The organism is Nocardioides rotundus (genome assembly GCF_019931675.1).
GTDB lineage: Bacteria > Actinomycetota > Actinomycetes > Propionibacteriales > Nocardioidaceae > Nocardioides > Nocardioides rotundus.
The window spans coordinates 2142334-2166828 of the sequence record NZ_CP082922.1; the positions used below are offsets into that span (position 1 = coordinate 2142334).

Genomic DNA, 24495 nt, shown 5'->3' on the forward strand with positions numbered 1-24495 from the left:
ACAGCGTTGGCCCGACAGCGGAGCCTTGAATCTATCACCCGCGGCCGCAGTCGCGACCGGGGCTATCCCACAAAGGGAGACGGCGATCTCACTCCGTGTCGGCCGCGGGCTGGGGCTCCCGGCCCTCGTCGTAGACCTGCTCCTCGCGCACCGGATGGGTGCGCCGCGACCACAGGAACCAGGCGGCGGCGAGCACGAAGACCACGATCGAGGTCCACACGTTCAGGCGCAGGCCCAGGACGTCGTTCATCTGGACGTCGTCCACCCGCAGCATCTCGATCCAGCCGCGTCCGGCCGTGTAGGCCATGATGTACAGCGCCGCGACCTGACCGTGCCCGAGTCGGAACCGGCGGTCGGCCCACACCACGACCGCGAACGCCGCGAAGCACCACAGGAGCTCGTAGAGGAAGGTCGGGTGGTGGTAGGTCTGGCCGACCACGTTCCCGGCCGCGTCGAACTGGTCGATCTCCAGCCGCCACGGCAGGTCGGTCTGCCGGCCGTAGAGCTCCTGGTTGAACCAGTTGCCCAGGCGGCCGATCCCCTGCGCGATCAGCACGCCGGGCGCGATCGCGTCCAGCATCGGCAGCAGCCGGATGCCCTTCTGCCGGCAGCCGATGATCACGCCGACCGCGCCCAGGGAGATCGCCCCCCACACGCCCAGGCCGCCGTTCCACACCGCCAGCGCGTCCCACGGGTTGCGTCCGGGGCCGAAGTAGAGCTGGTAGTCGGTGATGACGTGGTAGAGCCGGCCGCCGACCACGCCGAACGGCACCGCCCACAGGGCCAGGTCGCTGACGTCTCCCGGCCGCCCGCCGCGAGCGACCCAGCGGCGCTCGCCGATCCAGATCGCGGCCGCGATCCCGGCGATGATGGCCAGGGCGTAGGCGCGGATGGGCAGCGGTCCGAGGTACCAGGTCCCCTGGTCCGGGCTGGGGATGGCCAGTGCCGTCAGCAGGGGCGTCACCGGCGGACGCCGTCCGCCAGGTCGCGCGCCAGGGCAGCGACGGCCCGCAGGCCCTCGGGCGCGTCCCCGGCGTCCAGCAGCGCCCGCACGAAGGCGGAGCCGACGATCACCGCGTCGGCGTACGACGCCACCTCGGCGGCCTGGTCGCCGTTGCTCACGCCCAGGCCCACGCCGATCGGCAGGTCGGTCGCCGCGCGGGTACGGCGGACCAGCGGCCCGGCCAGGTCGGACGTCGTGGTGCGGGCGCCGGTCACGCCCATCACGGCGGTGGCGTAGACGAACCCGCGGCAGGCCTCCACGGTCATGGCGATCCGCTCGTCGGTCGAGCTCGGCGAGACCAGGAAGACCTTGTCCAGGTCGTGCTCATCGGCGGCGGCGATCCACTCCGGCGCATAGTCGGGGGTCAGGTCGGGCGTGATCAGGCCCGCACCGCCCGCGGAGGCGAGGTCGGCGGCGAACCGGTCCACGCCGTACCGCTCGACCGGGTTCCAGTAGGTCATCACCAGGGTGGGCGTCCCGGTCGCCGCGACCGCCTCCACGACGCGCAGCACGTCCGTGGTGTGGATGCCCTGCTCGAGCGCCTGCTGGGCGGCGGCCTGGATGGTCGGGCCGTCCATCACCGGATCGCTGTAGGGCAGCCCGATCTCGATCACGTCGCAGCCCCCGTCGACCATGGCGCGGACCGCCTCGATCGAGCCGGCGACGTCGGGGAAGCCGGCGGGCAGGTAGCCGACCAGGGTGCTGCGGCCCTCGTCGAGCGCCGCGCGGATGGCAGGGGTCGTGCTCACCGGTCCTCCTCCTCGGGGTCGCCGACCGGCTCCTCGGTGACCTCGTCGGGATCCTCGAGGCCGAACCACCGCACGGCGGTGTTCATGTCCTTGTCGCCGCGGCCGGAGAGGTTGACGATCACCGTGGCATCGGGCCCCTTCTCCTGTCCGAGGCGCCGGGCCACCTCGAGTGCGCCGGCGACCGCGTGGGCCGACTCGATGGCGGGGATGATCCCCTCGGTGCGGCTGAGCAGGGCCAGCGCGTCCATCGCCTCGGCGTCGGTGACCGGGGTGTAGGTCGCCCGGCCGCTGGCGGCCAGCCACGCGTGCTCGGGCCCGACGCCGGGGTAGTCCAGACCCGCGGAGATGGAGTGCGACTCCAGCGTCTGCCCGTCGTCGTCCTGCAGCACGAAGGTCCGCGCGCCGTGCAGCACGCCGGAGGCGCCGGCGTGGATCGTCGCGGCGTGCCGGCCGGTCTCGACCCCGTCGCCGCCGGGCTCGAAGCCGTGCACCTCCACGCCCTCGTCGTCGAGGAACGCCTGGAAGAGGCCGATCGCGTTCGAGCCGCCGCCGACGCAGGCCGCGACGGCGTCCGGGAGCACGCCGTACTGCTCCAGGCACTGGGCGCGCGCCTCGTCGCCGATCCCGCGGCAGAAGTCGCGGACCATGCTCGGGAAGGGGTGCGGGCCGGCCGCGGTGCCGAAGAGGTACGCCGTGTGGTCGACGCTGGCGACCCAGTCGCGCAGCGCCTCGTTGATGGCGTCCTTCAGCGTCGCGCTGCCGGACTCGACCGGCACCACCTTGGCGCCCAGCAGGTTCATCCGGGCCACGTTGAGCGCCTGGCGTCGAGTGTCGACCGCGCCCATGTAGACGGTGCAGTCGAAGCCGAAGTACGCGGCCGCGGTGGCGCTCGCGACCCCGTGCTGGCCGGCTCCGGTCTCGGCGATCACCCGGGTCTTGCCCATCCGCCGGGTCAGCAGCGCCTGGCCGAGCACGTTGCGGATCTTGTGCGCGCCGGTGTGGTTGAGGTCCTCGCGCTTGAGCAGCACCCGGGCGCCGACCTGCTCGCTGAGCCGCTCGGCGTGGTAGAGCCGGCTCGGGAGGCCCGCGTACTCCCGCTGGATCTTCTCGAACTCCGCCACGAAGGAAGGGTCGGCCATCGCGTCCTGCCAGGCCTCGGTCAGCTCGTCCAGTGCGGCGACCAGGGCCTCGGGCATGAACCGCCCGCCCCAGCGGTCGCCGAACCAGCCGTGCTCGTCGGCGTCGAAGCGGCCTCCCGTCGGGAGGTCGAGCCCCGGCTGCTCGGGGGTGTCCAGACCGCGGTCCGTCATGGCGTCAGTCCCGTCATCTCACGGACGGCCCGCTCCGGGTCGCCCTCCTTCACCAGCGCCTCGCCGACGAGCACCGCTCGGGCGCCCTCATCGACGTGCCGCTGCACGTCGGCCGCGGAGAAGATCCCCGACTCGGCCACCTTGACCACCGACTCCGGCAGCAACGGGGCCAGTCGTCCGAAGGTGTCCTGGTCGATCGCCAGGGTGGTCAGGTCGCGCGCGTTCACGCCGACCAGCTCCGCGCCGAGGGCGAGGGCCCGCTCGGTCTCGGCCTCGTCGTGCACCTCGACCAGCGCGGTCAGCCCCAGCTCCCCCGCGAGGTCGTAGAGGCGCCGCAGTGTGTCGTCGTCCAGCGCCGCCACGATGAGCAGTGCCAGGTCGGCACCCGCGGCCCGGGCCTCGATCAGCTGGTAGTCCTCGACGATGAAGTCCTTGCGGAGCAGCGGGGTGTCCACCGCGGCACGGACGGCGCGGAGGTCCTCCAGGCTGCCGCCGAAGCGGCGCTGCTCGGTGAGCACGCTGATCGCCGCGGCACCTCCGGCGGCGTAGCGTCGGGCCAGCTCGGCCGGGTCGGGGATGGCGGCGAGGTCGCCCTTGCTCGGGCTGCGGCGCTTGACCTCGGCGATGACGCTGGAGCCGGGCTCGCGGAGCTGCGGCATCGGGTCGCGGGGCGGGTCGACGTCGGCCAGAGCGGCGCGCAGGTCGGCGACCGGCAGGCGCGCCTGCCGCGCGGCCAGGTCGTCCCGGACCCCGGCGACGATGTCGTCGAGCACGGACACAGGGGATACTTCCTTCTTCACTTCCGGTGCGGGCTCATCGCGCGACGCTGCGCGGTGCCAGCCTCTCACGCCGGTCCAGCGGCGACTCCGAGCGTCCGCCCGAGAGGACCGTGCGGGGTCGGTGCGGGCTCAGCGCTGCGGCTCGCCCAGGCCCATCCGGGTCATGATGAAGAACACCGGCAGGCCGAGCACCATCAGCACGATGCCGATCCAGAACAGCAGCATGTTCACCGGGGAGAGCAGCAGGCCGACGGCGCCCACGACCGAGCCGAGGGTGGCCACGCCCACCGCCGTCCACGCCGCGGGAGTGTTGCCGTGGTGGGACCCCTGGGACATCGTGGCTGCTCCTTGCTCGTCGTACTCCAGACGGGCCCGTGGTGGTCGGCGCCCGCGATGAGAAGTGTAGGGCGTCGATCAGTCCGTGGGGTCGCGACCCTCGTCCATGGCGCGCCACAGCTCGGTGCTGGTGGCCTCGTCGGGGTCGATGGGACGATCCTCGGCCGAGCCCGGGGCGTCGTACCGCTGGCCCATCTCCGGCCAGCCGGGCGTGCCCAGCACGGCACCCGCGGTCGCGGCCACCGAGGCCAGGGCGCCGACGACGGCCAGGGCGTACCAGACGCTCAGCCGCGCCTCCGACTCCGCGCCCAGGTCGAGGTAGGCCGCCTCCAGCGCGTCGGGGAAGGACCAGGCACCGGCCACCAGGACCGCCAGCGTGCCCAGGGACATCAGGAGCGCCAGGACGGCGATGGCGCGGCGGAAGATGCCGCGGGAGACCAGGACGACGCCCCAGCAGGCCAGCACCACCAGGGCGAGGGCCTGTGCGGCGGGCGAGGACCCGGCCGACTCCGGCACGGGTACGGCGGGGTCGGGGCCGCTGGTCAGGGTCGCGAGGTCGCGGCCCGCGGCGAGCGCCACGGCCCCCGCGCCGAGCAGCCCGACGACCAGGGTCGGTCGCAGGCCCGGCCTCACGCCGACTCCGCCGCTCCGGGCTCCAGCAGCCCGGCGTCGAAGCAGGTGCGGTCACCGGTGTGGCACGCCGCGCCCACCTGATCGACGACGACCAGCAGGGTGTCGCCGTCGCAGTCCAGCCGGACCTCGCGGACGCTCTGGGTGTTGCCCGAGGTCTCGCCCTTGACCCAGTAGGCCTGACGCGACCGGGACCAGTAGGTCCCCCGGCCGGTCGTCAGGGTGCGGTGGAGCGCCTCGTCGTCCATCCAGGCGAGCATGAGCACCTCCCCGGTGCCCTCCTGCTGCACGATGGCGGGCAGGAGGCCGTCGGGATTGCGGGTGAGCCGGGCGGCGATCGCGGGGTCGAGGTCGGTCACGTCGTCGATTCTCCCGCGGGGGTGGCGAGCTGGGCCACCCAGGAGGCGTAGAGGCCGGCGTAGACGCTGCCCTCCTGGCCCGCCAGGATCGCGTGCGGCCCACGCTGCACCACGCGTCCGCGGTCCACGACGAGCACCTCGTCGGCGGCCTCCGCAGTGCTGAGGCGGTGCGCGATCGTGACCGACGTGCGGCCCTGCATCAGCCGCTCCAATGCCCGGCCGATCCGCATCTCCAGCCGCGGGTCGACCGCGCTCGTGGCCTCGTCCAGGACCAGCAGGTCGGGGTCGGCGAGGTGGGCCCGGAGCAACGCGACGAGCTGGCGCTCCCCCGCGCTCAGCGACTCCCCGCGCTGGCCGACCCGGGTCACCAGGCCCCTCGGCAGGCCGTCGAGCCAGTCGCCGAGCCCCAGCTCGTCGGCGGAGGCGCGGATGTCGGCCTCGGTGGCGTCCAGTCGGCCGTAGCGCACGTTCGCGGTGATCGTGTCGTCGAACAGGAAGCCCTCCTGGGGCACCAGCACCACGCTGCGGCGCAGCGACTCCTGGCGCACGTCGCGCAGGTCGATCCCGTCCAGCCGCACGGCCCCCTCCGAGGGGTCCATCAGGCGGGTGAGCAGCTTGGCGAAGGTGGACTTGCCCGAGCCCGTCTCCCCCACGATCGCGACCCGGGTGCCGGCGTCGAGGTGCTCGTCGACGTCGACCAGCACGGGCGGCCCGCCGGGGTAGGCGAACGTGACGCGGTCGAAGGTCACGTCGACCGGACCGCGGGGCAGCTCGTGGCCGTCGGGCCCGGGGTCGACCAGGTCGGCCGGGGTCTCCAGGATGCCCAGGGTGCGCCGCCAGGAGGCGATCGCGTTCTGGGCGTCGGTGAGGATCTGGGTGCCCATCTGGACCGGGCCGACGAAGAGCGTGACCAGGAAGGCGAAGGCGAGGATCTTGCCGGGTGTGAGGCCGGCCGCCGTACCGAGGAGGACGCCGACGATGATCACGCCGGCGTTGGCGAGCCCGCCGGACAGACCGCCCAGGGAGAAGGAGGTGACGGTGAACTTCTGCGCCCGCACGCTCGCGGCCTTGAACTCGTCGATCGCCGTGTCGATCCGGTCCTGGGTGCGGTCCTCCACCGAGTAGGCGCGCACCACGGCGGCACCGACGACCGGCTCGGAGATCGCACCGAGCAGCACGCCGACCTGCTGCCGGACCACGGTGTAGGCGTGCGAGAGCCTCTGCTGGAACCAGCGGATCGAGGCGAACAGCGGCAGGAACGCCACCCACACCACGAGGGTCAGCTGCCAGCTGTAGGTCGCCATCACCACGGTGGCCACCAGCATCTGCCCGATGCTGACCACGAGGATCAGCCCGCCGAAGACCAGGAACTGGCTGACCTGGTCCACGTCCGAGGTGACCCGGGAGACCAGGGCCCCGCGGCGCTCGGTGTTCTGGGTGAGCAGCGGCAGGTCGTGCACGTGCCGGAACGCCTTGATCCGCAGGGTGGCCAGGCCGCGCTCGGAGGTGCGGAAGAGCCGGCTGGTCATGAGGTACGACGCCCAGCTGGTCACCGCGATCGCCGCGGCCGCGAGCAGCCCCATCCGCACCACGAAGCCGACGTCGGCGCCCTCCGGCCCGCCGAGGCCGTTGTCCAGGGTCTGCTGCACCGCGATCGGGACCACCACCTGGCCGCAGGCGGACAGGACCGCCAGGAGCAGCGTGACCCCGAGCCCCTCACGCAGCTCCGGGGAGACGGCCATGCCCCGGCGGATCGTCGCCATGGCGCCGATCTGCTCGCCGGACTCCATCCGGGTGCCGGACGTCGCGCTCACTGCGGGGCCTCCTCATAGGCGTTGACCAGCCGGGCGTAGTCCGGGCTGACGCTCAGCAGCTCCGCGTGCGTGCCTCGTGCGGCGATCCGGCCCTCGTCGAGGTGCACCACCTCGTCGGCCAGCCCGATCGTGGCCTTGCGGTAGGCGACGACCACCAGGGTGGTGTCGTCCTCGCCGTCGCGCAGGGAGGCCAGGATCCGGGCCTCGACCTCCGGGTCGACGGCCGAGGTGGCGTCGTCGAGGATCAGCAGCCGCGGGTGCCGGACGAGCGCACGGGCCAGGGAGATCCGCTGGCGCTGGCCGCCGCTGAGCGAGGTGCCGCGCTCCCCCAGCTCGGTGTCCAGCCCGTCGGGCAGCGCGGCGACGAACCCGTCGGCCTGCGCGGTCCGCAGCGCGGCCCACACCTCCTCGTCGCTCAGGTCGGCGCCCAGGGTGACGTTCTCCCGGACGCTGTCGTCGAAGAGGAACGCGGTCTGGGGGACGACGGCCACGCCGTCGGCGAGCGCGCCCTTGCGCAGGTCCCGCAGGTCCCGGCCGTCGACCCGCACCGCCCCGCCGTCGGGGTCGACCAGCCGCATCAGCAGGCTGGTCAGCGTGCTCTTGCCGGACGCGGTCGCGCCCACCAGGGCGACCGTGCGGCCGGGCTCGGCGGTGAAGGAGACGTCGCGCAGCAGCGGGGTCGCGGGGTCGTAGGCGTAGGCCAGCCGGTCGACCTCGAGCCGCGCGCCCGTCCGGGAGTCGGGGAGCGCGGAGGCGCCGTACTCCATCGCGCCGGTGGCCTCCAGCACCTTCCGGGTACGGCGGAAGCCCACGACCGAGCGGGGGAACTCCCCCAGCAGCCAGCCGATCGCGCGGATCGGGAAGGAGACGATGGTGAGCAGGTAGGCCACGGTCACCACGTCGCCCGGGTCGGTGGCGCCGCTCAGCACGCGCGAGACGCCGACCGCGAGGACGACGAGGACGCCGACGTTCGGCAGGCTGGCGAGCGTCGGGTCGAAGGCGGCGCGGTAGCGGCCGGCGCGGATGTTCACGTCGCGCAGCTCGTGCGCCTTCTCCGCGAACCGCTCGGTCTCCTCGCGCTCCCGGCCGAGCGTCTTGACGACCATCGCGCCGTCGAAGGACTCGTGCGCGATCTCGCTGACCTCGGCACGCAGCCCCTGCGCCCGGGTCATCAGCGGGGAGGTGAGACGCTGGTAGGCGAGGTTGACGATGACCACGGCGGGGAAGACGAGCAGGCCGACCAGCGCCATCACCACGTCGGCGATGAGCATCTGGACGATGGCGACGACCATCATCACCACGGTGCCCAGCGCCATCGGCAGCGGCGCGATCGGCATCCAGGCGGCCTCGACGTCGGAGTAGGCGTTGGAGAGCAACTGCCCGGTGGGGTGCCGCTGGTGCCACTCCATCGGGAGGGTGAGGTACTGCCGGGTCACGGCCCGGCGCGTGTGCGCCTGCATGCGGAGCTGCATGACGCCGGCGCCCAGGCGGCGCGCCACGATGCCGACGGCGCGCAGGATGGCCACCCCGACGAATAGCGCCAGCACCAGCCACAGCATGGAGGCGTCGACCCGGCCCTCCTCGAAGGCGGGGATCAGCACGTTCTCCGTGGACCAGCCCAGGACCCAGGCGTCGGCCACGGTGAGCACGCCGAACAGGGCCGCCCCGATCGTGGAGAGGGTGAAGATCCACGGCTCACGGCGGATCGCGTGCCCGAGGACCTTGAAGCCCTCGGCGGTGGTCGAGCCCCGGACGACCGTCTCGTCCCCGGTGTCCTTCGCCACGCGCACTCCGCCCTCTCAGCCTGCCTTCACCCGACCGCCGGCCAGCGTATGCCGGGCCGCCGACAGGTCACGAATCCCTCGGCAGTCTGGGACCTCAAGCCCCCTCGAGGTCAACTCACCCACTCCCCCCATCCCCCCATCCGCCCAGTCGGCGCTTGTTCACCGGGGCCGGGTCCACCTCCACCCGGATCAACGCCCGCAGCATCAGCAGCGCCATGGCGCCGCCGTACGCCGTGAACGCGACCGCGAGCGAGGTCCCGGAGGCCAGCGCGCCGAACCCGGCCATGGCCGCCGGCATGAGTACGTCGTCGCCCAGCCGCTGCATCGAGGCGAGCCGGCCGAGGTAGGACTCGTCCACCGACCGGATGAACACCGCCGACAGCAGCGCAGACGCCGCACCGGCGGTGATGCCGATGATCAGGCAGGCGGCCCCGATCGCCACGGGCGCCGGGACCGCCATGGCGACGATCGCCAGCCCCTGCGCCAGCAGGAGGCCGAAGCCGAGGGATGCCTCACGCCGGGGCCGCCAGACCATGAGGGTCGCGGCGCCGATGAGCGCCCCCAGCCCCACCAGCGCCTGCAGCACCCCCAGGGTCTCGGCTCCCCAACCGGACCCCTGCACGCGGAGCGCGACACCGATGCCGAGCGCCGGCCCGATGGCCAGGTTGAGCCCGGAGAGGGTCAGGACCAGGGTGCGTGCCCGCCGGTCCCGACGGAGATACCCGAACCCGGCCGCGATGCTGCGCAGCACCGGAGTCGGCTCGGCCCGCGGCGAGGGGAACCTGACGCGGAGCACGGCCAGGAGATAGGCGAGCACCACCAGGTAGGTGCCGAGGTTGAGCAGCACGCTGGCGGTGAACCCGCCGACGGCCACCAGCACGCCGCCGGATGCCGCCCCCAGCATCGTGCCGAGCCGGGCGGCGGACTGGGACGCTCCTGTGTACGCCGACAGGTCGCTCGTCCGCACCAGCTGCCGCGCCAGGGTCGCCGACGCCGGCTCGAAGACCGCGTCGCACGCGCCGAACGCCACCGCGACAGCCATCAGCAGCGGCACCGAGACACCGACGGCCTGGGTCGTGACGGCGGCGGCCGCGAGGACGCCGATCCGGATCGCAGTCACGGTGCGCAGCACGCGCAACGTGTCGAACCGGTCCGCGGCGACGCCGCCGAGCAGGAGTACGGCGGCTCGCGGGATCGCGCCGGCCGCGACCACCAACCCGGCCACGGCGGGGCTGGCGAGCTGGATCGCCGTCCAGGCCAGCGCGATCATCCAGGCGGCGTCGCCGGCGTCGGAGACCCCCTTGGCGACCAGCCACCCATGCACCCGCCGGTCCCGCCGGAACCTCGGAACCGAAACCCCCGAGTCGGCGCTTGTTTCCCCCGAGTCGGCGCCAGTTGTCCCCGTCATGGCCGGAACGGGAAGCCGTGGGTGAAGAAGAAGACCGGCCGTCTCTCCTGACCGTCCTCGAGATCGATCGCCTCACGCCAGGCTCGCCAGGTCGCTGTGATCAGCTCGGAGAGCTCCCTGAGCTCTTCCGGCGTCGCCCGTCCCATCATGTCGTTGCTGAAGGCAGCTCGGCGCCACTCCTCGGTGTCCCCGTCCTGCCTGCGCTTCCACGCCGCGAGGCGGCCGAGCTGGTGATCGATGCTGGCTCGCTCGGCCGCCTTGGCCTGCATCCGGTCAGCCGGCGAGTCGGAGTAGTCGTCGGGCGCCCAGGCGAAGCCACCGCGCGTCAGGCGCCACCAGCTGGTCCGCCCGTCCGTCGACAGCTCGGGAGCCCGGGCCACGACCCCGACGCGCTCCAGGATCCGAAGGTGGTGGCTGATGCTGCCGACCTGCTGGTCCAGCTCCGCGGCCAGGGTGCCGACCTGGCTCGGACCGTGCAGGAAGAGGTACTCGATGATCCGGCGCCGGGTCGAATGGTGCACTGCCCGCAGCGTCTCGATGCTCTCCATGGGGGGCGACGCTAAAGACGCCTCACCTTCTGTACAAGACTTCTTGTATATCTCCGCCCCTGCCAACATGCGCCGACTCGGGGTCAACAAGCGCCGACTCGAGGTAAATTGGCGCCGACTCGGCGGGTCAGTCGACCAGGTCGCGGACCACGGCGTCGGCGAGGAGCCGGCCGCGCAGGGTGAGGGTCACGCGGTCGTCGCCGACGGCCACCAGACCGGCATCGGCCAGACCGGGGACCGCCCGGCGCCCGGCAGGGGCCAGCACGTCGAGCGGCAGGCCCTCCCGCAGCCGGGACTCCAACAGCACCCGCTCCACCCGGCGCGTCTCGGGGTCCAGCACCTCGCGCGCCTGCGCGGGCGAGGAGCCCGAGGCCAGCCGCCCCGCATAGGCGGCCGGATGGCGCACGTTCCACCACCGCACGCCGCCGACGTGCGAGTGCGCGCCCGGCCCGGCGCCCCACCAGTCCGCACCGGTCCAGTACAGCTCGTTGTGCCGACACCGGCTCTCGGGACGGCGGGCCCAGTTCGACAGCTCGTACCACCCGAGCCCGGCCGCGCCGAGCCGCTCGTCGGCGGCCTCGTACATGTCGGCCATCAGGTCGTCGTCGGGCGTGGCGATCTCACCGCGGCGCACCCGGCGGGCCAGCGCCGTCCCGTCCTCCACGATCAGCGCGTACGCCGACACGTGGTCGGGCTGCGAGGCGAGCGCGGCGTCCAGCGACGCCGACCAGTCGGCCAGCGACTCCCCCGGCGTGCCGTAGATCAGGTCCAGGCTCACCTCGTCGAAGCCGGCCGCCCTCGCCCACTCCACCGCGACGGGGACCCGTTCGGGGTCGTGGGTCCGGTCCAGCGTGCGCAGCACGTGCGGCACGGCGGACTGCATCCCGAACGAGACCCGGGTGAACCCCGCCTCCCGCAGGGTCGCCAGCGACTCCGGCGTGACGCTGTCCGGGTTCGCCTCGGTCGTGACCTCGGCATCCGCCGCCAGCCCGAACCCGTCGCGCAGCGCGCCGAGCACGGCCCCGAGGTCGGCGGCGGGCAGCAGGGTCGGCGTACCCCCGCCGAAGAACACCGTCTCCACCTCGGGCGCACCGTCCCCCAGCACACGGCGGGCCAGGACGAGCTCGTCGACCACGGCGGAGGCGTACGTCGACCGCGACGCGCCGCGGGGAGCGTCGGCCCCTCCGAGCTCCTCGGCGGTGTAGGTGTTGAAGTCGCAGTAGCCGCACCGCACCGAGCAGAACGGCACGTGCACGTAGACGCCGAACGGCCGCCGGCCCAGTTCGGCGAGCGCCGCCGTCGGGAGCGAGCCGTCCGCGGGGGCGGGATCGCCGGGCGGCGGGGTGGACGGCACGACTCCCATCCAAGCACCCGGACGGCTACTGTGGCCGGCATCACACTCGTCTCGGGACAGGAGCCATCGTGCGCCGTACCACTCTGCTCGGCACCCTCGCCGGCCTCACCACCACCGCCGCCGTCGCGGCCGCCACAGCAATGCCGGCCGCCCAGGCCGCCGCGCCGTCCTACGTCGCGCTGGGCGACTCCTACTCCAGCGGCACCGGCACCCGCAGCTACATCGACGACGGCACCGACTGCCTGCGCTCGACCTACGCCTATCCGAGCCTGATCGCCGCCGCCCGGGGCTACGCGCTCAACTTCCGTGCCTGCTCGGGAGCGACCGTCCCCGACGTCGCCGCGACCCAGCTCGGCGCGCTCACCAGCGGCACGAGCTACGTCTCGGTGTCCGTCGGCGGCAACGACGCGGGGTTCGCCGACGTGCTCACCGAGTGCGCCCAGCCGGCGTGGATGAGCGACTGCTTCGGCGCGATCGAGGGCGCGCGCCGCTACATCGACACCACGCTCCCGTCCGCGCTCACCGGCCTCTACGGCAAGATCCGCACGCGCTCACCGCAGGCGACGGTCGTGGTCGCCGGCTACCCGCGGATCTTCAACGGCGAGGACTGCAACGCCGGGACCTGGTTCTCCCCCGAGGAGGAGGCGGCGCTCAACGCGACCGCGGATCGTCTCAACGCCGTCACCCGCACCGCCGCCACGAACGCCGGCGTCCGCTTCGCCGACCCGACGTCCCGCTTCGTCGGACACGCCGTGTGCGACGACGTCGAGTGGATCAACGGCCTCTCCTACCCGGTCGTCGAGTCCTACCACCCCAACCGCGCGGGCCAAGCCTCCGGCTACACCCCGACCGTGTCACCGGTGCTGACGGGTACGACGACCGCGGTCACCCGGACGGTCCGCCGTCAGGCCCGCAGCAGCGCGACCGAGCTCGCCGCCCAGCAGCGCGGCTACGCCGAGGCCGACGGGTCGATCGGCGACGAGACGGTGCACGCGCCCGACCTCCGCTCGGCCGACGCCCGTCGCGGCGCGCGGGCGCACGGCGTCGACCTGGGCTCCCGGGCCAGCATCGACCGGGTCGACCGGGCCCTCAGCCGGGCCCAGGCCGAGCGCTGGAGCGCCGGTCAGGAGTAGAAGCCGTCGATGGTGTCGCGGTAGTTGGTCTCCACCACGTTGCGCTTCACCTTCATCGACGGGGTCAGCTCGCCGGACTCGACACTGAGGTCGTGGTCGAGGAGCTCCCACTTCTTGACCGTCTCCCAGCGGTTGAGGGAGGCGTTGAGCCGGTCGACGTACTCCCCCACCATCGCGCGGGTCCTCTCGTGCGCGACGATCGCGGAGTAGTCGCCCGAGACGCCGTTCTCCTCCGCCCAGCCGGCGATGGCGTCGGGGTCCAGGGTGATCAGCGCGACCACGAAGTTGCGCTCGTTGCCGAACACCATGAACTGGCTGGCATAGGGGCAGATCGCCTTGAACTTCGACTCGATGGCCGGCGGCGCGACGTACTTGCCACCGGAGGTCTTGAAGAGCTCCTTGATCCGGCCGGTGATGCGCAGCTTGCCGTCGGCGTCCAGCTCGCCCTTGTCGCCCGTGCGCAGCCAGCCGTCGTCGGTCAGGGTCTTGGCGGTCTCCTCGGGCAGGTTGTGGTAGCCGTCCATCACGCCCGGCCCCTTGATCAGCACCTCGCCGTTCTCGTCGATGCGCACCTCGCTGCCGGCGAAGACCGGACCGACGGTGCCGAAGCGGTAGTCGTCGGGGTGGTTCACGAACGAGCCGGCCGAGGTCTCGGTGAGGCCGTAGCCCTCGAGGATCGTGATGCCGGCGGCGTGGAACCACTCGGCGATGTCGCGGTTGAGCGCGGCGGCGCCGGAGATGAAGAACCGCACGCGCCCACCGAAGCGGTCACGCACCTTGGCGAACACCAGCCGGTCGAACAGCGCGTGCTGCGCCTTGAGCGGCAGCGGGACGGACTTGCCCTCGCGACGCAGCTGGTCGACCTGCTTGCCGACCTCGAAGGCCTTGAGGAAGATCTTCTCCTTCGCCCCGCCCTCGGCCGCCTGCATCGTGACGATCCGGGCGTGTGCCTTCTCGAAGATCCGCGGCGCGGCGCCCATGAAGGTCGGCTTGACGACCCCGAGGTTGTCCACGATCTTCTCCACCCGACCGTCGATCGCGGCGGGGAAGCCGCACGCCATCTGGGTGGACATCAGGACCTTGCCGAAGGAGTGCGCCATCGGCAGCCAGCGGAACTCCAGGTCGTCCTCGGTGAGGATGCCCTGGGCGCGGATCGCCTCGCCCTCATAGACCCACGAGCTGTGCCGCAGTCGCACGCCCTTGGGCCGCCCGGTGGTGCCGGAGGTGTAGATCAAGGTGGCGAGCTGGTCGGGCCGGATCGACTGCGCGGTGGCGTCGATGATCCCCGGGTGCTCGGCGAGGTAGGCCTCGCCCAGCTTGGTGAGGTCGTCCAAGGTGATGATCCAGTCGCCGTCGGCCGCACCGTCGAAGACGACGACCTTGCGGACCGAGGGGATCTGCTCGCGCCGCGCCTGCAGCTTGGCGATCTGCGTGTCGTCCTCGGCGAAGACGACCTGGCACTCGGAGTCGGCGAGGATGTACGCCGTGTCCTCCTCGTTCGTGGTCGGGTAGACCGTCGTCGTGGCCGCGCCGGCGCACATGACCGCGAGGTCGGCCACGACCCACTCGTATCGGGTGCCCGAGGCGATGCCGACCCGCTGCTCGTGCTCGACCCCCAGCGCCATCAGCCCGGCGGCGAGTCGGGAGACCAGCTCTCCGGCCTCCTGCCAGGTCACGGACTCCCAGGCCTCCCCGTGCGGGAAGCGGAAGGCCTCGCGCTCGGGGGACTTCTGCACCCGGTCGAGGAACTGGACGGCGACGTTGGCGGGGAGTCGGTCGACGAAGCTGGAGTCGATCTGCGCGGACATACGGCTCATTTCCTCGGCGGGGCAGGTGTTGCGGAGTAACTTAGATCACGACGTTACGCAGCGGTAGGGAATCGCCGGGCCGCGTCGGGTGCGCACAAATCGCACCGATTCAGTAGACTTTGGACATGGACGTCGCCAGCATTCCCCTGCCCGCACTGGACCGGGCGGAGGTCGTCGTACCCGCTCCGGGCCCCGGCCCCGGCAACTGGGCGGGCGCCGCGTCGGCCACACTGGTCGACGGCGAGGTCTATCTCGCCTACCGGGTGCGTCGACCGCTCAGCGAGGGAAGGGGCGTGGCAACCCAGGTGGTGCGCCTCCCCGACGGGGTGACGCCGGTCCCGGTCTGCGAGGTCTCTCGCGACGACTTCGGGGCCGAGTCCTTCGAGCGGCCGGTCGTGCTGCGCCGCCCCGACGGCGGCTGGCGGCTCTATCTCTCCTGCGCCACGCCGGGCAGCAAGCACTGGTGGATCGAGGCGCTCGACGCCGATCGCCCCGAGGACCTGCCCCGGGGCCGCCGCACGGTGGTGCTCCCCGGCGACGATCGGGTCGGGGTCAAGGACCCGGTGATCACCGTCCGCGACGGGTTGTGGGAGATGTGGGTGTGCGAGCACCCGCTGACCGAGCCCGGCCACGAGGACCGGATGTCCACGGCCTACCTGACCAGCGACGACGGCCTGTCCTGGCACCGGCACGGCACGGTGCTCCAACCGGGGGCAGGCGACTGGGACCAGCGCGGCACCCGGGTCACCGCCGTGCTCTCGCACGACCCGCTGACGGTCCTGTACGACGGCCGCGCCACCGCCGAGGAGAACTGGCACGAGCGCACAGGGCTCGCCCGGCTCGACGCGGACGGCGGCCTGCACCCGGACCGGTCCGTGCCGGCGATCGGCTCGCCGCACTCTGACGGGGCGCTGCGCTACGTGACCGCCGTACTCCTGGAGGACGGGCCGACCCGCTTCTACGCCGAGGCCGCCCGCCCCGACGGGGGGCACGACCTGGTGACCTCGCTCAGCCGGTAGCCGCGGTGCGGCTCGCGGCACGACTGGCGAAGGACTCCCCATCGCGGTGCCGTCGCCACTCCTCGAAGGACTGCCCGGTGAGCGTCTCGAGGAGGGTGATGTCGGCCAGATGCGGCTCGAGCAGGGCCGTTCGCTGCTCCGGCGCCAGCTTCGGCCGCGCGGGGTCTCCGCCCTTCTGCAGCTGGTTCACCAGCGGCTGGCTCAGCCGGCGCCAGACCTGCGGCGGCAGGAACTGCCCGGCGGCGGCACCAGCCCGGATCACCGGTCCGACGGTGCGCGCCCGCACGCCGTCGCGGACGAAGGGCCGGGAGTTGTCCGCCGGGATCTGCCGGGCGTCGACCTGCGGCACCCCGAGGAAGCTGCATACCCGGCCGAGCGTGGCATCGGGAGCCTCCACCAGCTCGCGATAGCGCAAGAGCAGGATCTGCTCCCGCGGGAAGTGGCCGTAGAGATCGGCCAGCTGTCGGCCATACATCCCCAGCCGCGAGTAGTGCCAGAACGGGGCCCACCCGGCATCGACCCGTCGGGGCTCGCGGGCGATCGCCTCGACGATGTCGGCGCAGGGCTCCAGCCCGTCCATCCACAGGTGCATCCAGTTGGAGTACGCCCGGTCGACCGGGTCGCGCAGCACGGCGATCAGCTTGGCGTCGGGCCGGTCAGCCGCGATCCGCCTGCGGGCGTCGCGGTGGTAGAGGTAGAACGGCGTGCTCTCCCCCCGCAGCTGACCCGCCTGCGCCCCGTCGAAGAGAGCGAGGTAGCGCTCGCGTTGCCAGATCCACTCCTGGTTGCTGTGCGCGTCGCCCGGGCCCTTGTAGGCCGGCGGCGGCGAGTCGCCGCACATGTAGTACTTCGGCTCCTTTACCGGGCTGAGGAAGAGGCCGGGGTGACCGGCCAGAGCGCTGTGCAGCGCGCTGGTCCCCGCCTTCGGGGCGCCGATCAGGAAGAAGTCGGGCGGTCGACGAAGATCCATGCATTAACTCTAGAGACTAACTAGCCTTAGAGCCAGGGCGGGTTCACTGGACCGCCTTCACCAGGGTCAGGCACCGGGTGATCCACCGCCGCTCCTGCGCGCTGAGCTCGCGATCGGCACGCCGGGCGTCCTGCACGGCCCATCCGGCATTGAGCACCATCCGCACGATCACCCAGTCCCGCGCCCGCTCCTCGTCCAGCTCCGCCACGTCCACGAGCGTGTGGAAGCGTCGTCGCACCCCGTCGCGCACGCTCTCCACCGCCGTCGGCGCCTCCAGCTCCTCCATCCGGTTCCACAGCATCGGCGCCGGCTCGTAGTGCGGATCGCCGCTCATCGGCTTGGGGTCGATCACCAGCCACGGGTCCCGCTCGGCGGCCAGCACGTTGCCGTAGTGCAGATCGCCGTGGATCAGGACGCCGGTCGAGGCCGGGTCGGCGACCAGGTCGCGGGCGAGCGAGAGCGCCTGATCGATATAGCGTCGCGGCAGAGGTACGGCGGAGCCGAGGGCCGCCAGATCGTCGGCCCAGTGCTCGACGTACTCCGTCAGCAGCCGCAGGCGTCCCGGCGACGGCACATGCAGCCGCCGGTAGAAGCCGGCCACCAGCTCGCACGCCTCCACGTCCCACAGGTCGGAGAGGTCCTGCTCACCGAGCCGCTCCAGGAGCAGCGCGCGACGGCGCGGGTCGGCCCGGATCAGGCGGACGGCGCCGTCCCCGCCCCAGGTCTGCAGCGCGAGCGCCTCGTGCGCGGACTCGTCGTCGCCGTCGAAGGTGACCTTGAGGACGACCCGCTCGCCCTCCCGGTCGCGGACCGGCACGACGAGGGAGGTGTAGCCATGCAGGGCGGGCCCGTCCCGCCGCAGCCCCCACTCCTCGACCAGCTCATCGGCGAGCGCCGGCAACCGGTCCAGCCACGCGCCCCAGTCGGGGCCGAGCCCACGCTGCTCCTCCAGGCCGTCGGGGATCCGCACCCACCCCATTCTCCACGCCGAGTCGGCGCCACTTCACCCCGAGTCGGCGCCAGTTGACGTACGACGCTGAGCGTTCACGCAAGGAATGCAAGGATCAAGGCATGCCGGACGAGACCGAAGCACGAGGCCGACTCCCCTCGCGCGGCGCCATCCGAGTGGAGGACTTCTGCGTCGCGACCGGACTGGACCACGCCACGGTCGTTCGCCTGATGCGTGAGGGAAAGCTCGCCGGTGCGCTCTGGAGGGACAAGGAGTCAACAAGGCCGTTCGGGTTGATAGACGACCAACTGCCTTCCCGTCAGGCGCTCCTGGCCTTGGGGCTGCGCGTCAGGCCGGACTATGACCCGGCAGACCATCGCTCCTTCACGACGGACGACCACGAGGACGATGCGGAGGCTGGGAGCTAGGCGCCTCCGCGCCATGCCCTACCGTGCTGGGCATGCGGCTGGACTGGGGCGAGCTCGCCGCCAGAGCGCTGGCACGGCAGTTCCCGACCGAGGCACTGGGTGCGTCCGCGTTGCTCGACCGGGTCGGGCCGATCCAGTCACAGACCGCGCGCTCCCCCTTCCTGGCGCTGGCGGCGCGCGGCGGGGTCGACCATGCCGCTCTGACGGCGGCCTACGAGGACGCCGAGGTCGTCCGGGGCAGCACCCTGCGCGGGACGGTGCATACCGCGACGGCGACGCAGCACCGCGGCCTCGATGCCGCCGCCCGAGTGGGCCAGCGCGTCTACTGGCTCCGCCAGCTCGGGCTGCAGCGCGGCACGCCCGAGGATCTGTGGGACTCCCTGGAGGCGTATGCCGCCGGCGCGTGGCGAACACCCGACGAGCTACGGACGCGTCTCGACGACTGGCTCGTCGAACAGGGCGAGGACCCGGACCGGCTGCACCCGCACACGGGCCGGTACCTCGCGATCGGTCACGGCGGGCTGGTCCGCCGGCCCCTGAAGGGCGGCTGGGAGGGGCAAGGCGCACCCGGTTACCGCTCCGCAGCCGAGGTCACCGGGCTGCCACGGCCGGCGCGCGAGCCCGCGCTGGATGATCTGATCCGGCTTCACCTGCGCAGCCATGGCCCATCGAGCCGCGAGGACATCGCATGGTGGGCCGGGCTGCCAGCTCGCACCGTGGACGAGGTCGTCGAGCGGCTCTCCGGTCTGATCCAGTACGACGGCCCGCTGGACCGCGCGTACTTCGACCTGCCGGACGCGCCGGGCCCGCGCGACCTGCCCGGCGTACGCCTGCTGCCCGAGTTCGACGCACTGCTGTGCGCCTACGACTCCAAGGCCCGGGACCGATTCGTGACCCGCTCGCATCACGAGGTGTTGTGGTCCTCAGCCAACGGGCTGCTGCTGCCTGCCCTGTTGGTCGACGGCCGGATCACCGGCTTCTGGCGCGCCACCGGATCGGCGAAGCGTCGCCCGATGGAGGTGACCTGGTTCGCCGGGACCCGCCGCCCGCGCAAGGCAGAGCTGGCCGAGGCGGTCGCCCGGGTCGAGGCCGCTCTCGGGATCGAGATCACCGAGCTCACCCTCACCCGCGCCTCCGCCTGACCCGATTCCGCCGAGTCGGCGCGGTGGCGATCACTTGCGAAGGTGGAAAGTGATGCGATAAGTTTCCAGTATGGAAAACGATGAGTTGACAGCACAGATGCGGGAGATCGAGCGCGGCGAGGCCGCGGGGTGGATCGACGACGCGACCCCGCCTGCCTGGTTCCCCGCCTACTTCGGGGCGTACGGCGCGATCCTGGCCGCTGCGATCGGCTACCTCGACGGCTGGGTCGCCGCCCTGGTGGAGCTGGCACTGGTCGGCTCAGCCCTGGTCCTGATCACCCGGATGCGCCGCCGCCGCGGCACCTGGCCCACCGGCAACGCGCCACGGGAGCTACACCGATCCACCGCGGTCCTGGTGGGTGGCGTCATCGCCGTCGGCCTCCTCTGCTGGCTGGTCGGTGCTCAGGTGAGCGTGTTCGCCGCGGTCGTCCTGGCCGGCGTGCTCAGCGCGGCCCTGATGGTCTGGTACCGGCGGGAGTACGCCGCCGGCGTGGCCGCCGTACGCCGGAGGCTGGCGTGACCACCACGAGCGGCTCCGCGCTGGACGAGCTCGACCCGGTCCTCACCGCACCCAAGCGGCTGGCGATCATGGCGGTGCTCGCCTCCTCCGCCTCCACCGACTTCCCCTTCCTGCGCGACCACCTCGGCGTCAGCGACTCCGACCTGTCCAAGCAGGCCTCGGCACTGGAGGCCGCGGGCTACCTGAGGATCAGCAAGTCAGGACGCGGCCGCGGCGCCAGTACGTCGTACCAGGCGACCAAGGCGGGCAAGGCCGCCTACCGCCGCCACCGGGAGGCTCTCCGCCGGCTCCTGGCCGATGACTGAAGTCACCTAGCCGACCTACTTGGCGGACTTCTCCGCGGGCTGGGTGGTGGAGAGCGCGGCGACGAACGCCTCCTGGGGGACCTCGACGCGGCCGACCATCTTCATCCGCTTCTTGCCCTCCTTCTGCTTCTCCAGCAGCTTGCGCTTGCGGCTGATGTCGCCGCCGTAGCACTTGGCGAGCACGTCCTTGCGGATCGCCCGGATCGTCTCCCGGGCGATCACCCGGGCGCCGATCGCGGCCTGGATCGGCACCTCGAACTGCTGCCGCGGGATGAGCTCCTTGAGTTTGCCGGCCATCATCACGCCGTAGGAGTAGGCGGCGTCCTTGTGCACGATCGCGCTGAACGCGTCGACCGGCTCGCCCTGCAGCAGGATGTCGACCTTGACCAGGTCGGCGGCCTGGTCGCCGGTGGGCTCGTAGTCGAGGGAGGCGTAGCCCCGGGTGCGGGACTTCAGCTGGTCGAAGAAGTCGAAGACGATCTCCGCGAGCGGCAGGGTGTAGCGCATCTCGACCCGGTCCTCGGACAGGTAGTCCATGCCGAGCATCCCGCCGCGGCGGGACTGGCACAGCTCCATCACCGCGCCGATGTAGTCCGAGGGCGTGAGGATGGTCGCGCGGACGACGGGCTCGCGCACCTCGTCGATCTTGCCGGCGGGGAACTCGCTGGGGTTGGTCACCTCGACCTCGGTGCCGTCCTCCATCGTCACCTGGTAGACCACGTTGGGCGCCGTGGAGATCAGGTCCAGGCCGAACTCGCGCTCAAGCCGGTCCCGGGTGATCTCCATGTGCAGCAGCCCCAGGAACCCGCAGCGGAAGCCGAAGCCGAGCGCGCCGGAGGTCTCCGGCTCGAAGGTCAGCGCCGCGTCGTTGAGCTGCAGCTTCTCCAGCGCCTCGCGCAGGTCGGGGTAGGCGTCGCCGTCGATCGGGTAGAGACCGGCGAACACCATCGGGTTCGGGTGCTGGTAGCCGCCCAGCGGCTCGGTGGCGCCGTCGTGCTGGCTGGTCACGGTGTCGCCGACCCGGGACTGGCGCACGTCCTTCACCCCGGTGATGAGGTAGCCGACCTCGCCCACGCCGATCCGGCGCTCCTTGACCGGCTCGGGGCTGATCACGCCCACCTCGAGCATCTCGTGCCCCGCACCGGTCGACATCATCTTGATCCGGTCCCGGTGGGAGAGGTGCCCGTCGACCACGCGGACGTAGGTCACCACGCCGCGGTAGGTGTCGTAGACGGAGTCGAAGATCAATGCCCGCGCGGGAGCGTCCGCGTCGCCGACCGGCGCAGGGGTCTGCTTGACGATCTCGTTGAGGACGGCCTCGACGCCCTCGCCGGTCTTCGCGCTGACGCGCAGCACGTCGCTCTCGTCGCAGCCGATCAGACCGGCCAGCTCCGCGGCGTACTTCTCCGGGTTGGCGCTCGGCAGGTCGATCTTGTTGAGCACCGGGATGATGTGCAGGTCCGCGGCCATCGCGAGGTAGAGGTTCGCCAGCGTCTGCGCCTCGATCCCCTGCGCCGCGTCGACGAGCAGGATCGCCGCCTCGCAGGCGGCCAGGGACCGGGAGACCTCGTAGGTGAAGTCCACGTGACCGGGGGTGTCGATCATGTTGAGCACGTAGGTGCCGGGGTCGGCGCCCTCGGCGTTGCCGTCGGGGACGGTCCAGGGCATCCGGACCGCCTGGCTCTTGATCGTGATGCCGCGCTCGCGCTCGATGTCCATCCGGTCGAGGTACTGCGCACGGGCGGCGCGCTCGTCGACGACCCCGGTCAGCTGCAGCATCCGGTCCGCCAGCGTTGACTTGCCGTGGTCGATGTGCGCGATGATGCAGAAGTTGCGGATCAGCGCCGGGTCGGTCGAGCCGGGCTGCGGCGCGTTCTTCAGGCTCACGTGCACCCTTCGGGAGTACGGCGGACGGGTCGGCCCATCCTCCCATGCCCCCGGTCGCCGGACCCAACTCCCACGATCCGGTATCGATTCGCCCGATCCGGTTGCGGCACCCCTCCCCCGCGCCTACGCTCCCGGGGCTGACAACTTCATCGTTCACCGGCCGCGGACCATGCCGAGTCCTGCCCGATCCGCGGCTCACCCCCGATCACGAACGAGGGCAGGAGCGGGGGACCCACCGGTTCCACCGCCCGCGCGGCCAGCGCGGGCTCGGGGTGAAGTCGCACGCGTGCGACGGGGCACTTCCGGCCCCAACCCGACAGCTCACCCCGCAGGCATCGGGAAGGGAACCCCATGTCCGGCTCCATCGGCGCGCTCCGTCGCGTGCCTCACTTCATCGTCACCGTCCTGGCGGCGCTCGCGCTCGCGGTGTCCCTGGCCGTGGTCACCGCACCGCGGGCCGACGCGGCGACCCGCGGCGAGCGGATCCAGCAGGCCAAGCAGGTCGCGCTCAACCAGATCGGCGACCCCTACCGCTACGGCGCCGCCGGCCCGGACCGCTTCGACTGCTCGGGCCTGATCTACTTCGCGACGCACAAGAAGGGCTTCACCGGCGTGCCGCGCACCAGCAGCGCCCAGGCTCGGTGGATGCGCAAGATCCCCAAGTCGGCGATGCGTCCCGGGGACTTCATGTACTTCTACAACTCCAGCGGCGTCTACCACGCCGCGATCTTCCTCGGCTGGAAGAACGGTCGCCGGGTGATGGTCAACTCGCCCGGATCCGGGCAGCGGGTGCAGCGGGACAACCCGTGGACCACGAAGTGGATGGCGCGCACGCTGCGCCGATGAGCGACCAGATCGCACCCGTCCCGCACGGACGTACGGCCCGGCGGCTCTCGTGGCAGCACCTGCCACCGGAGCTCCGGGCCGCCGTGGAGCGGCAGCTGGGCTCCCCCGTGGCCGAGGCGGCGTCCCAGGACGCCGGGTTCACCCCGGGCTTCGCCTCGGTGCTGACGTGCGCGGACGGGTCGCGACACTTCGTCAAGGCTGCCTCGACCGCGGCCCAGCGGCCCTTCGCCGACGCCTACCGCGAGGAGGGCCGCCGATTGGCGTCGCTGGACCCGTCCGTGCCGGCCCCGGCGCTGCGCTGGCGGATCGACGAGGACTGGGTGGTGCTCGGGATCGAGTACGTCGACGGCCGGGCACCGCGGCGTCCCTGGGTCGCCGAGGAGCTGCAGCGGGCACTCGGCCTGCTCGAGACGTGCGCCGAGGCCCTGACGCCCGTCCCGGAACGGTGGCGACTGGCCACCGTCGCCGAGGAGCTGGCCGGCTGGCCGGCCCACTGGGGCCGGGTGCGACGTACGCGCACCGACCTGCCCCACCTCGACGAGGCCGCCGAGCTCGCGGCCGGCTTCGCCGAGGTGACCGCCGGGGACACGGTCGTCCACACCGAGGCCCGCGGCGACAACATGCTGCTCGGCGAGCGCGGGCAGGCCTGGCTGTGCGACTGGAACTTCCCCGTCCGGGGAGCCGCCTGGATCGACCCGGTCTGGCTGCTGGTCGAGGCGTACGGCGACGGCCTGGACGCCGACGCCCACCTGGCCGGCTGTCCCCTCACTGCCGACGTACCCGCCGAGCATGTCGACCGGGTGCTGGCCCTGCTCGCGGGCTACCTGCTGAAGTCCGCGGACGACCGGGTGCCGCCCGCGTCGCCGCACCTGCGCCGGCACCAGGCCTGGCTCGGGGAGGCGGCCTTCGACTGGTTGGCGGCCCGTCGCGGCTGGGCCTGACCGGGATTTGGGCCGCTCGGAGACCCGCTGGTAGCGTTCGTCCTTGCGTGTCCGGCATTCCTGCCTGCCCTCTGCGCGGGAGGCCGAGACCCACCAGACGTCGCACCGTACATCCGACCCGACACGAAGGCACACCACCAGTGGCGAACATCAAGTCCCAGATCAAGCGGAACAAGCAGAACGAGAAGCGCCACGAGCGCAACAAGGCGGTCAAGTCCAGCCTGAAGACCGCCGTCCGCAAGTTCCGCGAGGCCGCCGAGGCCGGCGACAAGGACAAGGCCGTCGCGCTCGGGCGGGACGCCAGCCGTGCGCTGGACAAGGCCGTGTCCAAGGGCGTGATCCACAAGAACCAGGCGGCGAACCGCAAGTCGAAGATCGCCAAGCGCGCCGCCTCGCTCTGATCCTCACCGCCGGCCCGGCCGTCATCCTCGCGATGGCTGCCGGGCCGTCGCATGTCCGGGCTCGGGACCGGG

The 24495-nt window shown here is 72.3% G+C and carries 25 protein-coding genes and 1 riboswitch; of the genes, 9 read left to right on the top strand and 16 right to left on the bottom strand.

What is annotated here, in order from left to right; translation table 11 throughout:
• Positions 1-88: 88 nt before the first annotated feature.
• From lgt to hemW, 12 genes are all read right to left on the bottom strand, one after another.
• A complete protein-coding gene (lgt, locus tag K8W59_RS10625) occupies positions 89-964 on the bottom strand; it encodes a prolipoprotein diacylglyceryl transferase (RefSeq protein WP_223393614.1) in 876 nt (291 codons plus the stop codon).
• The gene (gene trpA, locus K8W59_RS10630; protein ID WP_223393615.1) at positions 961-1752 is read right to left on the bottom strand and encodes a tryptophan synthase subunit alpha; all 792 of its coding nucleotides are present in this window, start codon (positions 1750-1752) and stop codon (positions 961-963) included. The genes lgt and trpA overlap by 4 nt, the downstream gene beginning before the upstream one ends.
• Positions 1749-3062: a tryptophan synthase subunit beta gene (gene trpB / locus K8W59_RS10635; protein WP_223393617.1), complete on the bottom strand. Its 1314-nt coding sequence runs from the start codon at positions 3060-3062 to the stop codon at positions 1749-1751. Before trpB ends, trpA begins: the two co-directional genes overlap by 4 nt.
• Entirely contained in the window at positions 3059-3841 is a 783-nt protein-coding gene (gene trpC / locus K8W59_RS10640; RefSeq protein WP_223393619.1) for an indole-3-glycerol phosphate synthase TrpC, read from the bottom strand. The genes trpB and trpC overlap by 4 nt, the downstream gene beginning before the upstream one ends.
• 129 nt (positions 3842-3970) lie before the next feature.
• Positions 3971-4177, bottom strand: coding sequence for an HGxxPAAW family protein (locus K8W59_RS10645; protein ID WP_223393621.1), 207 nt, complete (start codon positions 4175-4177; stop codon positions 3971-3973).
• Between the two features lie 78 nt (positions 4178-4255).
• Positions 4256-4810, bottom strand: coding sequence for a Trp biosynthesis-associated membrane protein (locus K8W59_RS10650; RefSeq protein WP_223393623.1), 555 nt, complete (start codon positions 4808-4810; stop codon positions 4256-4258).
• Positions 4807-5166, bottom strand: a complete 360-nt coding sequence (gene hisI / locus K8W59_RS10655) for a phosphoribosyl-AMP cyclohydrolase (protein WP_223393625.1) — start codon at positions 5164-5166, stop codon at positions 4807-4809. Before hisI ends, K8W59_RS10650 begins: the two co-directional genes overlap by 4 nt.
• Positions 5163-6980 (bottom strand): ABC transporter ATP-binding protein, encoded by a 1818-nt coding sequence (locus K8W59_RS10660; RefSeq protein WP_223393627.1) that lies wholly within the window; start codon positions 6978-6980, stop codon positions 5163-5165. The genes hisI and K8W59_RS10660 overlap by 4 nt, the downstream gene beginning before the upstream one ends.
• The gene (locus K8W59_RS10665; RefSeq protein WP_223393629.1) at positions 6977-8764 is read right to left on the bottom strand and encodes an ABC transporter ATP-binding protein; all 1788 of its coding nucleotides are present in this window, start codon (positions 8762-8764) and stop codon (positions 6977-6979) included. Before K8W59_RS10665 ends, K8W59_RS10660 begins: the two co-directional genes overlap by 4 nt.
• A gap of 115 nt (positions 8765-8879) precedes the next feature.
• Complete coding sequence (locus K8W59_RS10670) at positions 8880-10172, bottom strand: MFS transporter (protein WP_223393631.1); 1293 nt, start codon at positions 10170-10172, stop codon at positions 8880-8882.
• Entirely contained in the window at positions 10169-10720 is a 552-nt protein-coding gene (locus tag K8W59_RS10675) for an ArsR/SmtB family transcription factor (RefSeq protein ID WP_223393633.1), read from the bottom strand. Before K8W59_RS10675 ends, K8W59_RS10670 begins: the two co-directional genes overlap by 4 nt.
• 127 nt (positions 10721-10847) lie before the next feature.
• Positions 10848-12074 (bottom strand): radical SAM family heme chaperone HemW, encoded by a 1227-nt coding sequence (gene hemW, locus K8W59_RS10680; protein WP_223393635.1) that lies wholly within the window; start codon positions 12072-12074, stop codon positions 10848-10850.
• 68 nt (positions 12075-12142) lie between these two features.
• Here hemW and K8W59_RS10685 point away from each other — a divergent pair, with 68 nt between their 5' ends.
• Entirely contained in the window at positions 12143-13207 is a 1065-nt protein-coding gene (locus K8W59_RS10685) for an SGNH/GDSL hydrolase family protein (RefSeq protein ID WP_223393637.1), read from the top strand.
• On the opposite strand, the gene K8W59_RS10690 is transcribed toward K8W59_RS10685, so the two are convergent.
• Positions 13198-15015: an AMP-dependent synthetase/ligase gene (locus K8W59_RS10690; RefSeq protein ID WP_223393639.1), complete on the bottom strand. Its 1818-nt coding sequence runs from the start codon at positions 15013-15015 to the stop codon at positions 13198-13200. The two genes, K8W59_RS10685 and K8W59_RS10690, sit on opposite strands and share 10 nt — an antisense overlap.
• Before the next feature lie 125 nt (positions 15016-15140).
• Here K8W59_RS10690 and K8W59_RS10695 point away from each other — a divergent pair, with 125 nt between their 5' ends.
• Positions 15141-16034, top strand: a complete 894-nt coding sequence (locus tag K8W59_RS10695) for a hypothetical protein (protein WP_223393641.1) — start codon at positions 15141-15143, stop codon at positions 16032-16034.
• Here the strand turns inward: K8W59_RS10695 and K8W59_RS10700 are convergent.
• Together K8W59_RS10700 and K8W59_RS10705 are read right to left on the bottom strand one after the other, a co-directional pair.
• Complete coding sequence (locus K8W59_RS10700; RefSeq protein ID WP_223393642.1) at positions 16024-17004, bottom strand: sulfotransferase family protein; 981 nt, start codon at positions 17002-17004, stop codon at positions 16024-16026. The two genes, K8W59_RS10695 and K8W59_RS10700, sit on opposite strands and share 11 nt — an antisense overlap.
• Before the next feature lie 43 nt (positions 17005-17047).
• The gene (locus tag K8W59_RS10705) at positions 17048-17983 is read right to left on the bottom strand and encodes an aminoglycoside phosphotransferase family protein (RefSeq protein WP_397195771.1); all 936 of its coding nucleotides are present in this window, start codon (positions 17981-17983) and stop codon (positions 17048-17050) included.
• Positions 17984-18075: 92 nt separating this feature from the next.
• Here K8W59_RS10705 and K8W59_RS10710 point away from each other — a divergent pair, with 92 nt between their 5' ends.
• From K8W59_RS10710 to K8W59_RS10725, 4 genes are all read left to right on the top strand, one after another.
• On the top strand, positions 18076-18381 hold the full coding sequence (locus K8W59_RS10710; RefSeq protein WP_223393644.1) for a hypothetical protein: 306 nt from the start codon (positions 18076-18078) through the stop codon (positions 18379-18381).
• Between the two features lie 32 nt (positions 18382-18413).
• Positions 18414-19523, top strand: a complete 1110-nt coding sequence (locus K8W59_RS10715; protein ID WP_223393645.1) for a winged helix DNA-binding domain-containing protein — start codon at positions 18414-18416, stop codon at positions 19521-19523.
• 97 nt (positions 19524-19620) lie between these two features.
• Positions 19621-20043, top strand: a complete 423-nt coding sequence (locus tag K8W59_RS10720; RefSeq protein WP_223393646.1) for a hypothetical protein — start codon at positions 19621-19623, stop codon at positions 20041-20043.
• Positions 20040-20348 carry a transcriptional regulator gene (locus K8W59_RS10725; protein WP_223393647.1) on the top strand — a complete coding sequence of 103 codons (309 nt, stop codon included), beginning with the start codon at positions 20040-20042 and terminating at the stop codon, positions 20346-20348. Before K8W59_RS10720 ends, K8W59_RS10725 begins: the two co-directional genes overlap by 4 nt.
• A 15-nt stretch (positions 20349-20363) precedes the next feature.
• Here K8W59_RS10725 and lepA read toward each other — a convergent pair whose 3' ends face one another.
• Positions 20364-22235 carry a translation elongation factor 4 gene (gene lepA, locus K8W59_RS10730; protein ID WP_223393657.1) on the bottom strand — a complete coding sequence of 624 codons (1872 nt, stop codon included), beginning with the start codon at positions 22233-22235 and terminating at the stop codon, positions 20364-20366.
• A 180-nt stretch (positions 22236-22415) separates the two neighbouring features.
• A riboswitch (cyclic di-AMP (ydaO/yuaA leader) is annotated at positions 22416-22582 on the top strand.
• A gap of 4 nt (positions 22583-22586) precedes the next feature.
• Between lepA and K8W59_RS10735 the strand changes: the two genes are divergently transcribed.
• From K8W59_RS10735 to rpsT, 3 genes are all read left to right on the top strand, one after another.
• On the top strand, positions 22587-23081 hold the full coding sequence (locus K8W59_RS10735; RefSeq protein WP_223393659.1) for a C40 family peptidase: 495 nt from the start codon (positions 22587-22589) through the stop codon (positions 23079-23081).
• Entirely contained in the window at positions 23078-24022 is a 945-nt protein-coding gene (locus tag K8W59_RS10740; protein ID WP_223393661.1) for a phosphotransferase family protein, read from the top strand. Before K8W59_RS10735 ends, K8W59_RS10740 begins: the two co-directional genes overlap by 4 nt.
• 140 nt (positions 24023-24162) lie before the next feature.
• Entirely contained in the window at positions 24163-24423 is a 261-nt protein-coding gene (gene rpsT / locus K8W59_RS10745; protein WP_223393663.1) for a 30S ribosomal protein S20, read from the top strand.
• Positions 24424-24495: the final 72 nt, after the last annotated feature.